General features: G+C 71.7%; 17 protein-coding genes. 11 read left to right on the top strand and 6 right to left on the bottom strand.

Annotated features, from left to right (window positions below; translation table 11 throughout):
* Positions 1-15 precede the first annotated feature (15 nt).
* From EIZ44_RS01485 to EIZ44_RS01505, 5 genes are read left to right on the top strand one after another with little or no spacing between them, the layout of a single operon-like run.
* Complete coding sequence (locus EIZ44_RS01485; RefSeq protein WP_134727476.1) at positions 16-705, top strand: nitroreductase family protein; 690 nt, start codon at positions 16-18, stop codon at positions 703-705.
* Between the two features lie 36 nt (positions 706-741).
* Positions 742-1,539: a helix-turn-helix domain-containing protein gene (locus tag EIZ44_RS01490; protein WP_043834352.1), complete on the top strand. Its 798-nt coding sequence runs from the start codon at positions 742-744 to the stop codon at positions 1,537-1,539.
* 20 nt (positions 1,540-1,559) lie between these two features.
* Positions 1,560-2,546 (top strand): zinc-dependent alcohol dehydrogenase, encoded by a 987-nt coding sequence (locus EIZ44_RS01495; protein WP_134727477.1) that lies wholly within the window; start codon positions 1,560-1,562, stop codon positions 2,544-2,546.
* 40 nt (positions 2,547-2,586) lie between these two features.
* Entirely contained in the window at positions 2,587-3,072 is a 486-nt protein-coding gene (locus tag EIZ44_RS01500; RefSeq protein ID WP_037805737.1) for a GNAT family N-acetyltransferase, read from the top strand.
* A gap of 57 nt (positions 3,073-3,129) precedes the next feature.
* On the top strand, positions 3,130-3,627 hold the full coding sequence (locus tag EIZ44_RS01505) for a hypothetical protein (RefSeq protein WP_134727478.1): 498 nt from the start codon (positions 3,130-3,132) through the stop codon (positions 3,625-3,627).
* A 111-nt stretch (positions 3,628-3,738) separates the two neighbouring features.
* Here EIZ44_RS01505 and EIZ44_RS01510 read toward each other — a convergent pair whose 3' ends face one another.
* From EIZ44_RS01510 to EIZ44_RS01520, 3 genes are all read right to left on the bottom strand, one after another.
* Positions 3,739-4,179: an SRPBCC family protein gene (locus EIZ44_RS01510; protein WP_134727479.1), complete on the bottom strand. Its 441-nt coding sequence runs from the start codon at positions 4,177-4,179 to the stop codon at positions 3,739-3,741.
* Between the two features lie 81 nt (positions 4,180-4,260).
* Positions 4,261-4,656 (bottom strand): STAS domain-containing protein, encoded by a 396-nt coding sequence (locus EIZ44_RS01515; protein ID WP_134727480.1) that lies wholly within the window; start codon positions 4,654-4,656, stop codon positions 4,261-4,263.
* A 163-nt stretch (positions 4,657-4,819) separates the two neighbouring features.
* Complete coding sequence (locus tag EIZ44_RS01520) at positions 4,820-5,305, bottom strand: hypothetical protein (protein ID WP_134727481.1); 486 nt, start codon at positions 5,303-5,305, stop codon at positions 4,820-4,822.
* A gap of 123 nt (positions 5,306-5,428) precedes the next feature.
* Here EIZ44_RS01520 and EIZ44_RS01525 point away from each other — a divergent pair, with 123 nt between their 5' ends.
* The 4 genes from EIZ44_RS01525 (at position 5,429) to EIZ44_RS46065 (ending at position 11,097) form a co-directional block, all read left to right on the top strand.
* Complete coding sequence (locus tag EIZ44_RS01525) at positions 5,429-6,379, top strand: zinc-binding dehydrogenase (RefSeq protein ID WP_240691196.1); 951 nt, start codon at positions 5,429-5,431, stop codon at positions 6,377-6,379.
* 182 nt (positions 6,380-6,561) lie between these two features.
* Positions 6,562-7,491 (top strand): sensor histidine kinase, encoded by a 930-nt coding sequence (locus EIZ44_RS01530; protein WP_134727482.1) that lies wholly within the window; start codon positions 6,562-6,564, stop codon positions 7,489-7,491.
* A gap of 235 nt (positions 7,492-7,726) precedes the next feature.
* Entirely contained in the window at positions 7,727-8,698 is a 972-nt protein-coding gene (locus tag EIZ44_RS01535) for an L-threonylcarbamoyladenylate synthase (protein WP_134727483.1), read from the top strand.
* Between the two features lie 290 nt (positions 8,699-8,988).
* Positions 8,989-11,097 carry an ANTAR domain-containing protein gene (locus EIZ44_RS46065; RefSeq protein WP_338081046.1) on the top strand — a complete coding sequence of 703 codons (2,109 nt, stop codon included), beginning with the start codon at positions 8,989-8,991 and terminating at the stop codon, positions 11,095-11,097.
* Between the two features lie 151 nt (positions 11,098-11,248).
* Here EIZ44_RS46065 and EIZ44_RS01550 read toward each other — a convergent pair whose 3' ends face one another.
* The 3 genes from EIZ44_RS01550 to EIZ44_RS01560 form a co-directional block, all read right to left on the bottom strand.
* Positions 11,249-12,070: a GAF and ANTAR domain-containing protein gene (locus EIZ44_RS01550; protein ID WP_134727484.1), complete on the bottom strand. Its 822-nt coding sequence runs from the start codon at positions 12,068-12,070 to the stop codon at positions 11,249-11,251.
* Positions 12,071-12,213: 143 nt separating this feature from the next.
* Entirely contained in the window at positions 12,214-12,390 is a 177-nt protein-coding gene (locus EIZ44_RS01555) for a CsbD family protein (protein WP_067587345.1), read from the bottom strand.
* A 74-nt stretch (positions 12,391-12,464) separates the two neighbouring features.
* Positions 12,465-12,956 (bottom strand): hypothetical protein, encoded by a 492-nt coding sequence (locus tag EIZ44_RS01560; protein ID WP_167753939.1) that lies wholly within the window; start codon positions 12,954-12,956, stop codon positions 12,465-12,467.
* Positions 12,957-13,208: 252 nt separating this feature from the next.
* Between EIZ44_RS01560 and EIZ44_RS01565 the strand changes: the two genes are divergently transcribed.
* Positions 13,209-13,643, top strand: a complete 435-nt coding sequence (locus tag EIZ44_RS01565; RefSeq protein WP_134727486.1) for an ATP-binding protein — start codon at positions 13,209-13,211, stop codon at positions 13,641-13,643.
* Between the two features lie 17 nt (positions 13,644-13,660).
* A complete protein-coding gene (locus tag EIZ44_RS01570) occupies positions 13,661-14,311 on the top strand; it encodes a hypothetical protein (protein WP_134727487.1) in 651 nt (216 codons plus the stop codon).
* Positions 14,312-14,348: the final 37 nt, after the last annotated feature.

Raw genomic sequence — 14,348 nt, forward strand, 5'->3', positions numbered from 1 at the left:
CGGCAGGGTCGGGGCATGACCCGGCACCAGCACCCGTTCGTCCCGTACGCGCCGCCGCGGCTGTCCCCGGAGGAGAGCCTCGCGCGAGGGCAGGAGCTGTACCGGCTGCTCGACCGCCGCCGGTCGGTCCGCTGGTTCTCCCCGGACCCGGTGCCGCTCGAAGCGATCGAGACCGCGGTGCGGATCGCGAACACCGCGCCGAGCGGGGCGCACCACCAGCCGTGGACGTTCGTCGCGACGGCCGCCCCGGACGTCAAGCGCGCGGTCCGCGAGGCGGCCGAGGTCGAGGAGCGGAAGTTCTACCGCGAACGCAACGCGCCGGACTGGCACGCGGCGCTCGCCCGGCTCGAAACCGACGAGCACAAGGAATTCCTCGAGGTCGCGCCGTGGCTGGTGGTCGCGTTCGCGCAGAAGAGCACCCCGCTGCCGGACGGTTCGCTGCGGAAGAACTACTACGTCAACGAGAGCGTCGGGATCGCGTGCGGCATGTTCATCACGGCGCTGCACACGATGGGGTTGGCGACGTTGACGCATACGCCGAATCCGATGGGTTTCCTCAACGAGGTTTTCGAGCGGCCGGTGACTGAGCGGCCGTACATCTTGTTCCCGGTGGGTTATCCCGCGCCGGACTGTGAGGTGCCGGATCTGGACCGCAAGCCGCTGGCGGAGGCGTTGGTGGTGCACGCGCCGTTACCTCAGGGGTAATGGTCTCCCGGCGCGCGACCCCGTAGCTTCGGACGCGTGACGACCACGGTGAAGGCCCCGATCGGCGAACTGCTCCGGGAATGGCGCGACCGCCGCCGCATCAGTCAGCTCGATCTCGCGATCTCGGCGGACATCTCGACGCGCCACCTGAGCTTCGTGGAGACCGGCCGGTCCAAGCCGAGCCGGGACATGGTGCTGCGGCTGGGCGAGCATCTCGACATCCCGCTGCGCGAACGCAACCGCCTGCTGCTCGCCGCGGGCTACGCGCCCGCCTACGGCGAGTCCGACATCGGAGCGCCGGAAATGACCGTGATCCGCGAAGCCGTCCGGCGGCTGCTCGCCGGGCACGACCCGTATCCGGCGGCGGTGGTCGACCGCGGCTGGAATCTCGTCGACGCCAACCTCAGCCTCGGCGTGCTCACCGAGGGCATCGCGCCGTCGCTGCTGACCGGTCCGGTGAACGTGCTGCGCGCGACGCTGCACCCGGACGGGATGGCGCCGCGGGTGCTGAACCTGGGGGAATGGCGCGCGCATCTGCTGGGACGGCTGCGCCGTCAGGTCGAGCAGACCGCGGACGCCGGGCTCGCCGAGCTGCTGGAGGAACTGCGCGGGTATCCGTGCGACGACGAGGTCCCCGAGGTGGAGATCCCCGGCCCGGGCGACATTTTCGTGCCGTTGCGCTACCGGCACGGGGATCTGGAGCTGACGTTCTTCAGCACGGTCGCGACCTTCGGGACGCCGCTGGACGTGACGGTCGCCGAGCTGGTGATCGAGTCGTTCTATCCGGCCGACCCGGCGACGGCGGCGTTCCTGCGCGAGCGCGTGACCGGCTGAGCGCCGCTACGATCGGGGCCATGCGGGCGTTCGTGGTGACCGGACCGGGGGAGGCCGGGCCTGCCGAGGTGCCGGAGCCGGAGGCCGGGGTCGGCGAGGTCGTGGTCGACGTGGAGCGGGCCGGGGTGTGCGGCACCGACGTCGAGTTCTTCACCGGCGAAATGCAGTACCTCGCCGACGGGCACGCCCGGTACCCGATGCGGCTCGGCCACGAATGGTGCGGCACGGTGTCGGCGGTCGGCCGGGGCGTGCATCCGGCGTGGGTGGGCCGCCGCGTCACCGGCGACACGATGCTCGGGTGCGGGGACTGCCGGCGGTGCCGGGGCGGGCATCAGCACGTCTGCGCGGACCGGCAGGAGGTCGGCATCCGCGGCGGCCGGGCGGGAGCGCTCGCCGAACGCCTCGCCGTGCCGGTGCGCTCGCTGCACGAACTGCCGGACGCGGTGGATCCCGTCGCGGGCGCGCTGGCCGAACCGGGCGGCAACGCCTTCCGGGCGGCGCGGGCGGCCGCGGGCGAACGGGTGCTGGTCCTCGGCCCGGGGACGATCGGGTTGCTCACCGCGCTGTTCCTCCGGGCCGCGGGAAGCGAGGTCCATCTTGTCGGCGCGACGCCGTGGTCGGTGGAATTCGCGCGCGGCTTGGGTTTTTCCGCCGGGACGAGCGTTCCGGAGCCGCCGTTCGACGCGGTGGTCGACGCGACCGGCGATCCTTCCGCTCCCGCGCTCGCCGCCGAGGTGGTCGAACCCGCGGGCCGGATCGTCTGCATCGGGCTGTCCGGGCGGCCGAGCCTGCTGGACACGCGGATGCTGGCGTTGAAGGACGTCACCGCGATTGGCGTGCTGAGCGGTTCGCCGGGCTTGGCGCAGGCGATCGACGCGTACGCGTCCGGCGAGGTGGATCCGCGGCCGCTGGTGGCGGCGACGGTCGGGTTGGGCGAGGTCGCGGCGGTGCTCGGCGGGGAGCGGCCGGCGGGGGCGCCGAAGATCCACGTCGACCCGCGCCGGTAACCAGGTTGCCCGGCGGGCGCGGAAACGAGAGGGTCGGGACATGAGTGCCGACCTGACTTTCCGCCAGCCGACCGAAAACGACCACGCGCGCGTGCTCGCCGCGCTGGGACCGTGGTGGGGCGGCCTGAAGGGCGAAGCCGGTGCGCAGGAGCGGGCGCTGCTGGTGCCGCGGCTGTACTTCCAGCACTTCACCACGACGAGCCGCCTGGTGGAGCGTCCGGACGGGACGCTGGCGGCCTTCCTGATCGGCTTCGTCTCGCAGACCGACCCCGACACCGCCTACATCCACTTCGTCGGCGTCGACCCGGCGCTGCACGGGCAGGGGATCGGCCGTTCGCTGTACGAGTGGTTCTTCGGGCAGGTGCGGGAATCGGGGGTGCGCAAGGTGAAGTGCATCACCAGCCCGCAGAACACCGCGTCGCGCGCGTACCACGCCCGGCTCGGGTTCGAGGTGTCCGACGTACTCCCGGATTACGACGGGCCGGGCTTGGACCGGGTCGCGTTCACCCGTAGCATCGCGGCCTGACTCCCGGCAGAACGCGGATCCGGCTTCGGGAGCGGGCTGGCCGGGTATGCGGTCGGCATGGGAGGACGAAGACCGGAGGAGCTGGAACCTGGCGAGACGGTGCTGTGGACCGGCCAGTCGCCACCCGAACGGAGAAACCGGTGGCTGCGGCTGGGATTGCTCGGGTGTGTGCTCGGACTGTTCGTGCTCGGAGCCGCCGGGGGCTGGGACATCGTGTTCCGCGTCGCGGGGATCGCGCTGACCTGCACGCTGCTCGAGCGGTACAGCATGAAGAGGACGCTCACCCGCGGCCGCTACACCGTCACGACCCGGCGGGTCTTGGTCGAAGGCTCGTGGTGGGGGCGGCCGATCTGGCGCACTGAGCGCCTGGCGGATCTCGTGAAGCCTTCGATCACCGACTACCGGGGCGGCCGGGCGGTCGAGTTCGGCGACCGGGAGAAGCGCGAACTCACCGGGCATCGCGCCAGCGGAGCGCTGATCGCCCCGCTGGCGCTGTTCGTGGGCGATGAGGCGAACCAGGTGCTCGAAGTGGTTCGCGCGGCGCAGAAGCGCTGAGCAGGCCGTCGGTTCACCGATCAAGCCGTTGAGCGCGTACGCGAGCTGCCGTCAGGTAGGCGAGAACCGCGTCCGGGCGTGGATGCACCGTAAAGGGGCGCGAGACCGTGGTCACCGGGCTTCGATGACCGTCCGAAACTGTTCGGCAGCCCGCTCGACCTTCTTCTGCGGATCGGCCAGCAGCGAAGCGACCGCCTCGCCGAGTTTGCCTGCCGGGGGCTCGTATTCGAGGGAGATCTCCACGCCGGTGCGGCCGTGGCCCTTGTCGTCGAACCGGACGACGCCGGAGTTGCGCACGTCCGGATCGGCGTCGTCGACCGTGGTCCAGGCGATCTTGCGCGGCGGTGCGTCCTCCACGATCCGGGCCTGCCATTCCACTGTGGACCCTGCGGGTCCGTCGACCTTCCACCGGGTGCGCGTCCCGTTGCCGTCCAGGGCTTCGACCGACTGGACGTCGGAGAAGAGCTCCGGCAGCCGGGTCAGCGGACGCCACCAGTCGTAGCACGCCTGCGCGGGAGCGTTGACCTCGACGTAATGCGCTGCAGCAGCCATGGGCACCTTTCCTCGGAGTTCAGCGAAGTCTTGCCGAACTCCCCGGCTACCCGGCTGATCGGAGGCGCAAACCGCCCGCGGTTACGAGAGTTCCTTGCGGGGCAACGGAACGAGACGGGCGTCGGCGCGGACGTCGAGGGTCCGGTCGAGTCCGAGCAGCCGGAGGGGACGCAGCACGGCGCGGTGGCGCGCCAGCACTGTGAACGACACCTCCGCGAGGCGAGCCGTGTGGTCGGCCGCCAGCAGGACGGACAGCCCGCGGCAGCTGCAGAACGTGACGGCGCCCAGATCGGCGATCACTCCGCCGGGCGACTGGGCGATCGCCGTGACGGTGTGCTCGAAAAACGTGTCAGCGCTTGAAGAATCGAGGTCTCCGGAGACCGCGACGACCGTGTGGTCGTCGGCGGTGCTGACGGTGATGTCCGTGAGGGGCGCTGCGCCGGTGGGCAGCCTCGCCGGGCGAACGGGGTGAGTCATCGGGGGCCTCCTGCGGACCGGCGGAGGCGGACCGGCGCTGGACTGCCTCGCTTGTGCTGGGCGGCCGGCTCCTTGCTGAACCGATGCTGCCACGGTAGCTGCGCCGCGGAATTCCGACAACCAGGTGCCGGGCGCCCGGGGGATCCTCGGTTTCGCCGCCTGGTCAGGAGTGCCGGGCGAACGCGTCCTCGCCCGCCCGGACGCGTGCTGGTTCCAGCAGCGAGCGCTGCCGGTCCGCGCGCAGCAGGAGGGCGTCGAAATCCACGTCGGCCAGCCGCTTTCCCAGGTTCGCCGAGTCGCGCAGCGTGGTCCACAGGATCTTCTTGCCCTCGACCCCCATGGCCAGCGCCTCGAGTTCCCAGAACCGGCTCAGCGGCGAGTGCGACGTGATCCTGCCGTTCAGCTTGAACCGTCCCAGCCGCTCGGCCACGATCGCGAGCCCGGCTTTGACCGGGTTCGCCCGCACCGGAACTGCCCGCAGGATGCCGCGGAAAGTCTCGACGTCCTCCGCGATCGCCGACGCCACCTCGCGCAGCGGCGTCTCGAATTCGGTGCCCTGGTTGGTGCGGGCGGCCCGGCGCGCCAGCTCGCGCCAGGCCAGTCCCATGGCCAGCTGGTCGTTGAGGTAGATCCCGAGCAACGTGTCCATGCGGGCGGGGATACCCGGCCGGGCGGCGGGTAACCGGCGGCCGCGCAGCGGTCCACAGTGGACCGCTCGGCTTTAGCGCGGAACAGGACGTTTCGCCGCGCCGGTGCCGGGTATCAGGGCGGAATGTCTGTGCGAGCTGTGGTGATGGACGAGTTCGGCGGCCCGGACGTTTTGACGCTGCGCGAGGTCGAGTGTCCCGAGCCGGGGCCGGGCGAGATCCTGGTGCGCGTGGTCGCGTCCGGCACGAACCCGGTCGAGGCGAAGATCCGGCAGGGGGTGGCGATCCCGGATCTGGAACTGCCCGCGGTGCTGGGCGGCGACGTCTCGGGCGTCGTGGCGGCAGTCGGCCCCGGCGTGACTGACTTCGCCGAGGGCGACGAGGTGTTCTACACCCCGGAAATGGCGTCCCGCCTGGGCAGTTACACCGAACTGAACGTCGTCTCGGCGGCCATCGCGGCGCCCAAACCCCGGGGGCTCAGTCACGTCGAGGCAGCGGCGATCCCGCTCGCCGGCGGGACGGCATGGGAGGCGATCGTCCGCCGGTTGGCGGTCCGGCCGGGGGAGACGGTGCTGGTGCACGCCGGTGCGGGCGGGGTCGGCTCGTTCGCCGTGCAGTTCGCGGTCGCGGCGGGCGCCCGGGTGCTGGCGACGGCGGGCCCGGACAACCAGGATTTGCTGCGTGACCTGGGTGCCGTTCCGATCGACTACCACGAGGCCGACCCGGTCGAAGCGGCGTTCGAGCACACCGGCGGCCAGGGTGCCGGCGCGGTGCTGGACCTCGTCGGCGGGAAGAACGTCGCGAAGAGCTCCGCCGCGGCCCGGGCGTTCGGCCGGATCGCGACGGTGCTGCCGCCGAAGGGCGAGCTGCGCTCCCTCTACCAGCGGAATCAGCAGCTGCACGGGATCCTGCTCACCCGGGAGCGTCGCCGGCTGGAGGAGCTGACGCCGCTGTTCGAGCGCGGCCAGGCCCGTCCCGTCGTCGACCAGGTCCTGCCGCTCGACCAGGTGCGCCAGGCCCACGAGCGGCTCGATTCCGGGCACGGGCGGGGGAAGACAGTGCTCGACCTGGCCTGATCGGCGACAGAAGGGCAGGTCTCCGGGCCTGTCGCACCGCGGCGTCCGGTCGGGCGTGCGGAACTGTCGGACGGCTGGGTTAGCCTTGAGGGGCAAGGTGAACCGAGCTGTCCGGCGGACGGCAGAGGTGAGGTAGTGATCGTGGTGGCCGCGAAGATGTCGGTGTTTCCTTCGGGGCGTCCATGAAGTACTCGGAGCAGGCGTTCCTGCATCCGGCGCTCTTCTACCGAAGCGCCGAGGAGTTCACGGCCGGGGTGGTCGCGTTCGTCCGCGAGGGGCTGGCGGCGGGCGAGCCGGTCGCGGTCGCCGCGCCGCCGGAGCACGTGAGCCTGGTCCGGGCCGAACTGGGCGCGGACGCCGAGCGGGTGTTGCTGGTCGACATGACCGAGGCGGGCCGCAATCCGGGCCGGATCATCCCGGGCGTGCTGCGCGCGTTCGCCGACGGGCATCCGGACCGGCACGTGCGGATCGTCGGGGAGCCGATCTGGGCGGGCCGGTCGCCGGCGGAGTACCCGGCGTGCGCGCAGCACGAGGCGTTGATCAACCTGGCGTTCGAGGGCCGCTGGGCCACCATCCTGTGCCCGTACGACGCCGAAGCGCTGGGCGCGACCGAGCTGGCCGATGCGCTCCGCACGCACCCCTGGCTGATCGACGGCACGGGGGAGTGGCGCTCGAGCGGCGACTACGCGCCCGACGCGGTGGTCGCCGACTACAACCGCGAGCTGCCGCCCCCGCCCGGCGCCCGGTCCTTCGTCGTCGCCGAACCCGACCTCGTCGACCTCCGGGCGGTGACCGCCGAGACAGCGCGGCGGCACGGCCTGCCCGAGGACCGGGTCGAGGACGCGGTGATGGCGGTGTCGGAGCTGGCGGTCAACAGCGTCGAGCACGGCAGCGGGGCCGCGGTGGTGCGGCTGGGGTTCGCCGACGGCGAGCTGGTCTGCCAGGTCCGGGACGAGGGATGGCTGGCGGATCCGATGGCCGGTCGCGTCCCGGCTGCCCCGGACCAGGTCCGCGGCCGGGGTCTGTTGCTGGTGAACCATCTGGCGGATCTGGTGCGGATGCATTCGGATCCGGCGGGGTCGACGGTGGAGGCGCGGTTCGCTGCCGGGTGAAGTCGCCTGGCGGGGGCGGCTTGGGCTGACGGGGCGAGGGAACTATCTGCGGCAGCTGGTGACATCGAGAGGGTGGCCGGGGCCTGCTGCTGGTGAACCATCTCGCGGCGGGTGCATTCGGATCCGGCAGGGTCGACGGTGGAGGCGCGGTTCGCCGCCGGGTGAAACCGCCCGGCGCGGGCGGCTTAGGCTGACGGGGCGAGGAAAGCTATCCGTCTGGCAGGAGAGTGCGAGCGTGACCGCGGCAGCTGGCGACATCGAGAAGGCGGCCTGGGTGCTGCGCGCCGGGGGCTTGGTGGCCTTCCCGACCGAGACGGTCTACGGCCTGGGCGCCGATGCCTCGGACCCGGCCGCGGTGTCTCGCATCTACCAGGCGAAGGGCCGCCCGCCCACGCATCCGCTGATCGTGCACCTCGCCGGTGCCGGGCACCTGGACGGCTGGGTCGAGAAGGTGCCCGAGCCCGCGCGGCTGCTGGCCGAGCAGTTCTGGCCAGGACCGCTCACCTTGGTGCTGCGGCGCGGCCCGCGCGTGTCGTCGGCGGCGACCGGCGGGCTGGAAACGGTGGGGGTGCGCGTCCCGGACCATCCGGTGGCGCTCGCGCTGCTGTCGGCGTTCGGCGGCGGCGCGGCGGCTCCGTCGGCCAACCGGTTCGGCTCGGTCAGCCCGACCACCGCCGAGCATGTCCGCGCGGAGCTGGACGAGGCTGTCGATTTCATTCTGGACGGCGGTCCCTGCCAGGTCGGTGTCGAGTCCACCATCGTCGACGCCACCAGCGACACCCTCAGCGTGCTGCGGCCCGGCGGCGTGCCGCGGGAAGACCTCGAAGCGGTGCTCGGGAGTTCCCTCGAGGTGCCGTCCGTGAGCCCGATCCGGGTTCCTGGCCAGCATCCGTCGCACTACGCGCCGCGGGCCCGGGTGATTCTCGTCGAGCCCGACGAGGTGGCCGCCGAAGCGGAGCGCGCGCGGAAACTCGGGCACCAGGTGGGTGTCTTCCTGCCGCCTTCCCAGGACGTCGCAGCGCCGGGGGCGCACGCGGTGGTGGCGGTTCCGGCTTCGCTGGCCGAATACGCGCGCGGTCTTTACGGCTTTCTGCGCGAGCTGGACCGGAAGGGATGCGACCTGATTGTCGCGTCGCTGCCGGAGGAGAAGGGGCTGGGGCTCGCGATCGCGAACCGGCTTCGCCGCGCCGCGGGGCCGCGCGGCTGAACGGGCCGCTCCGTCGGTAGTCCACAGTAGACAGTCCGGCCGGGAACGCCCGCCGCCGGTTCCGGCGTGCCCCGCTCCGGCGGAAGATCGTGCCGGGTAGGCTTTTTCCTCGGTGCGTTAAGCAGGCAGCGTCCACAACTCCCTGGCTGAGGCGCGCCCTGCGCCCGGTCCGGCCCGCTCCTAGGAGTGCGTGTGGCGACCGCCGAGAGCCGAGCATCCCGTCCGGCGCAGAGATGCGCGGCCAAGCCCGATCCGGGCGATTTCGGGCGAAACGTGGTCGTGCGGCTGCCGTGACGGAGCTGAAGATCGCCCCTCGGCACCTCGGGGATGCCGTGGTGCTGACCTTGCCGGACCGGCTCGCGAAGACTCACTCGGCCGAAATCGTCGAGGCGCTGCACGCGGCGGGCCGCGCTGTCGCGCCGGGCCCGCGCCTGGTGGTGGACCTGCGCGGGATCAGGCCGCTGACCGCGCTGCTGGCCCGGGCATTGGTCTCGTTCGCCCGCGATCGCGACTGCGTGCTGGTGGCGGCACCGGATCAGGCCACGAGGCTGGACAGCGCTGATCCGGACGCGGCCGTCCGGCGGGCCGCGTCGCTGGCGGAGGCGCTGGCCGAACCCGGTGACGTCCGGCAGCCGTTCGCGGCGAGCGGCGCGGTGCGGTCGCTCGCCTTCGACAGCGACGATCTCAGCCGGACCGAAGCGTTCCTGAGCAGCGCGTACGCGCCGATGCGGATCGGCAGCGACACCGGCCACGCGCGCACGCACATCAGCAGGCACGCGGTGGACGGCCTGAGCGCCGACCGGCTCGACCTGGCTTTCGAGATGAGCTACGCCGTCGAGCCGCTGGGCACGATCTGCCTGTGCGACCTCGAATCGGGCACGATCGAGGACCACATCGTGCACGGCTGGCCGGAAGCGGAGACGTTCGGCCCTGGGGATCTGGTGTCCTTCTCGCCCCCGGACCGGCCCTACACTGGGCGGATCGCGCGCGCCAAATACAGCATCACCATGCTGGATCCGACCCTGCTGAGCCAGGCCGCGGGCGTCGACCGGCCGGTGCGGCTCCTCGACCACCGGCCGGTCGACGCCAGCGCCGCCCAGCACCTGCGGTCCACCGTCGCGCATTTGCGCGACGACGTCCTCGGCGTGCCCGGCGTCGGGGAGAATCCGCTGGCTGTGGCGACGGCGGCGCGCTACCTCGCCATAGCCGTGCTGAACGCGTTCCCCCACACGGCCTCCGCAGAGCGCACCGGGGACGGGCTCGACGCCCATTCGCAGACGCTCCGCCGCGCGATTTCCTTCATCGAAGCCAATCTCGACCGGCCGATCGACATCGCGGAGATCGCCGCGGATGCCCGGGTCTCGGCCCGCGCGGTGCAGTTGGCCTTCCGCAGACATCTCGGCACGACTCCGATGGCCTACCTGCGCCGGGCCCGTCTCGACCGCGCCCGAGCGGAACTGCGCGCCGCCGTGCCGGAGCAGGACACCGTCGCCCGGATCGCGGCCCGATGGGGCTACGCGCCCAGTGTGTTCGCCGCCCACTACCGGGCCGCGTACGGCGAGTCGCCGTCGTCGACGCTGCACCGGGACACAGCCGAGCAAGTTCGTTTCCCTGGCAGCCGGGGCTTCGTTCGGACGGCGATCGCGGTGAAAAGCGAATCCGGTGCGGCTGATCGCGCCAGGCCGGACGCCGCGGACCGGTTCGAGTCGCTGAGCAGGATGCTGTTGTCCGCGAGCTCGGTCGCGGACGTGCTGCGCCAGGTCGTGGAAGCGACCGCCGCGGCGGTCGCCGGAGCGGACTGGGTCAGCGTCACGGTGCTGGGTCCAGACGGCCGCTTTTCCACCGCTGCCCGGACCGGGAAGACCGCCGCGGAGCTGGACCGGATCCAGTACCGCGACGGGGAAGGCCCCTGCGTGGAGGCGGCCCGCGCGGACGGCCCGAGCTATGTCGCGAGCGCGGACCTGGCAGCCGAACCTCGATGGCCCCGGTTCACCGCCGCCGCACGCGCCCTCGGCTGCCGCGCGGCGTTCTCCACCGAACTCCCGGCAGCACCCGGCCTCGACCGGACGGCGGGCTCGCTGACCGTCTACTCGCGCCGCCCGGACAGCCTGGCCGAGACCGACCGCCGCATCGCCCTGCTGCTGGCTACCCACGTGTCGCTGGCGCTGGCGAACACGCATCTGCGGAAGACCGCCGAACTGCGCCGCGCCGAGTTCCGGCGAGCCGTCGATACGCGGGACGTGATCGGGCAGGCCAAAGGCATCCTGATGAACCGGGAGGGCCTCACCGCGGAGGAAGCGTTCGACCTGCTGCGGCGGACTTCACAGGACTTGAATGTGAAACTCGTCGAGGTGGCCCGCACGCTGGCGGACCGCCACGGCGAACTCGGACAGGAGTGACGGTTACCGGGCGGCTCCGCCGGCCTCGGGTCTTGACCGGCGGAGCCTCGGTCCCGGTCTCCTGCGCGCCGGAGGCCGACCCTGGTCCCCGGCTACCCGTTCGCCGGGAATTCACACAAGCCGGACGGGCCGGGACGGAAACCGGCGGGAGTCAGAGGTCCAGTTCGCGGTGCCGTTCGGTCACCGTGCGGGCGAGTTCGACCAGCTTGACATTGAGGTCCTGGGACGTGCGGCGCAGGATGTCGAACGCCGCGTCGGCGGTGACCCCGCGCCGGTTCATGAGAATGCCCTTGGCCTGCCCGATGAGGTCGCGGCTGTCGACGGCGCGCTGGAGGTGGACTTCCTTGAGCGCGGCCGCGGTGTGCGCGGAGGATCCGGCGAGGGCGAGCGAGGCGTGCGAGGCCAGGATGAGCGCGCTGTCGACGGCGTCGTCGTCGAACGCACCGGGCTGGCGGCTGTAGAGGTTGATCGCGCCGGGCTGCAGGTCGGACTTGGCGTCCGGCAACAGCGTCGTGGCCAGCAGCGAGCCGAACCCGAGCCGTCCCGCGCGCACGCCGAATTCGGGGAAGGCGTCGGACTCCGGAAGGTTGTTGGTCAAGGCGTGTCCCGGCCGTTCGTGCCGGGCGGCCTCGAGGCACGGGCCCTCGCCGGTCTGGTACTGGATCCGGTCCAGCTCCTCGGCGGCCGGGTCGGTGCAGACCGGGGTGTGGAACCCGCCGTCGGACGACCGCAGGGTGATGCTGGCCAGATCGGCTTGCGGCACGATCCGCAGCGCGGCGGACACCACGCGCTCCATCGCCTCGTGCAGGGAGTCCGCGTCGAGCAGGAGAAGCGCGAGCGTGCCGAATTGCCGGGAGAGCGGGCCGTCGAGGGCCACGCCGCTGCGGGCCCAGCCGTCGACGGCCGGTTCCGCGCAGAACGCGACCCGGTCGGCTTCCCAGCCCTGATCGGTCTGCGTGTCGGCGTCCGTCACCCCGGCCTCCTTTGCCGCTGCCCGCCACCGGGCCGCACCGCCGGACTTTACCGGGCCGCTAAACCGGACCGGCGGACTGGAGGACGGGCGGACGCGAAGCGGCGGCCGGAACCGCAGTCCCGGCCGCCGCTCGGCGCCGCAGGTCAGTCTTTCACGCCTTTGACGGCGTCCTTGACCTTTTCTCCCGCTTGCTTGAGCGCGCCCTTCGCTTGTTCGGCCTTCCCCTCGGCCTGCCACTGTTCGTTCCCGGTGGCGTTGCCGAGCGCTTCCTTGGCCTTGCCCTTGAGCTCCTCGGCCTTGTGTCCGGCGGTGTCGCTCATCGTCGATGCCCTCTTTTCGTGTCCGGGGAATCGCGGATTACCCGCTGAAGGCAGTGCGCAAACCGGCCGCGCGGTCAGCGGGGCGCCTTCGCGGCGGCGACGTACTGATTGGCTTCCGGCAGAAAGGAAAGGACCACGCCGAGCACGGCCAGGGCGGTGCTGACGTAGCCGATGACCGTGCTCTGCCCGGCCAGCAGGGAAATCACCTGGAGCGCGGTGAGCACGGTGAGCACGATCCTCGCCCAGTTGCGGCCCGCGCGGAGTTTGAACGCGAACAGCAGGCGCAGCAACGCGATCACGACCGCGATCACCACCCCGACGACGATCCCGATCGTGACCGCCTGGTCGATCTGGGCGTCGGTGAGACGCGCGGCGTTCTGCCCGTTCGCTCTTCGCATCGCGTCGGCCAGCGCGTCATGCGCGAAAAACAGGAACACGGCTCCGGCCAAGCCGACGAGCGTCGCGGCGACGAACGCCCAGAAAGCGCCCGTGATCACCGCGGGGCGCGGCGTGGCTTCGGCGGGAGTTCCGGCGGAAGGGGACGGGTAAACAGGCATGTCAGTCATGAAAAAACGGTGGCACAGCACACGAAACCCCGCACGGCAAGCGCGAAACCGGGCCGGGAAAACTGCGCGGCGGGCGACTTCGCGCGCCATTCCCGGGTTTCCGGTTTGCCGCCTGCGGCCTGCGGGTATCCAGTTCCGGAGAACTGCCGGGAAATCGCCGCGGAATTCGCGGGCAGCGCCGAAAGATTGGCACGACGTCGCGCGGGTACCTGTCCCCGGACAGGCGCAGTACGGCCGAGAGGAGGTCAAGCGATGAGTGTGGACGAGTTCCAGTCCAGCCGCTTGCCCGCGCGCGCCGCGTCGCCGGAGGGCGCGATCCCGCGACTGGACCTGATGCTGACGCAGGATTCCACGACGTTGCGCGGGATCCGGGACCAGGCAGCGGCGTTCGTGCACGGCCACCGCCCGCACGCTGACGCGGACGCGGTGGCGGACGTGCGCCTGGTGCTCGACGAGATGGCCTGCAACGCGATGCGGCACGCCCGTCCGCCGTGCACTGTGGCCCTGTCCTTGCCGGGAGACCGGCTCCTGATCGAGGTGTCCGATTCGCTTCCGGTCCTCGCCCGCTACCGGGAGGGGTACGAGGGCGGCGGACGCGGATTGGCCTTGATCAACGCGATCGCCGTGCGCTGGGGCCAGACGCCCCAGGAAGGCGGGAAGACCGTCTGGGCCGAACTGGCCCTCTGATCCGCTATGTTGCGGCAGTGGACATCCAGGTGGTGGAGGGGGCGCTGCTCGAGGCGCCGACCCGTGCGGTCACGGGAATGGACCGGCGGGCGTTCGGGGAATTCGTGGGACCGCGGGGAGAATTGGCTTCGTACGCGCTCGGCTGGACGACCGGCGCGGACCCGCACGTCGCGCGGTTGTCGGTCGGGATCGGTGCGGGCAACCCCGGCGGCGGGACCTTTCACGCGGTCATCTTCGACAGCGAAGACGGGCACGCCTTCTCGCTGACCGACGACCCGTTCGAACGCGTTCCGGAAGGCGGCCCGGACCTGACGGCGGACCAGGCGCGCGCTCACCCGGACCTGCCGTTCGTCTGGGCGGTCGCCGATCTGGTCGTGGAGCGCGATCGGCGGGCGTGGTGGCTGCTGCACTGGCTGCTCGGAACGCCCTGCGTCCAGACCGCCGAGGTTTTCGAGCGCCAGGAGCCGATTCTGCACGTCCGGCACGACGCGGCCGACGGCGTCTGGCTTCTGTCCGGCGCTTCCGAGCCCGACCGGGGCACGGTGAAGGTCGGCCATCTGCACCACGCCATCGACGAAGACCAAAGCCTGCTCGACGTCCTCGACCTGGAACCCGGGAGCAGCGCGTTCCGCACGGACGCCGGATCCCCTTGGAGCGGCAGGGGTTAACCGCGCGAAAGTTCGTGAGGGGAACCCTCAGGGAAGG

This window comes from Amycolatopsis nivea (assembly GCF_004522235.1).
GTDB lineage: Bacteria > Actinomycetota > Actinomycetes > Mycobacteriales > Pseudonocardiaceae > Amycolatopsis > Amycolatopsis nivea.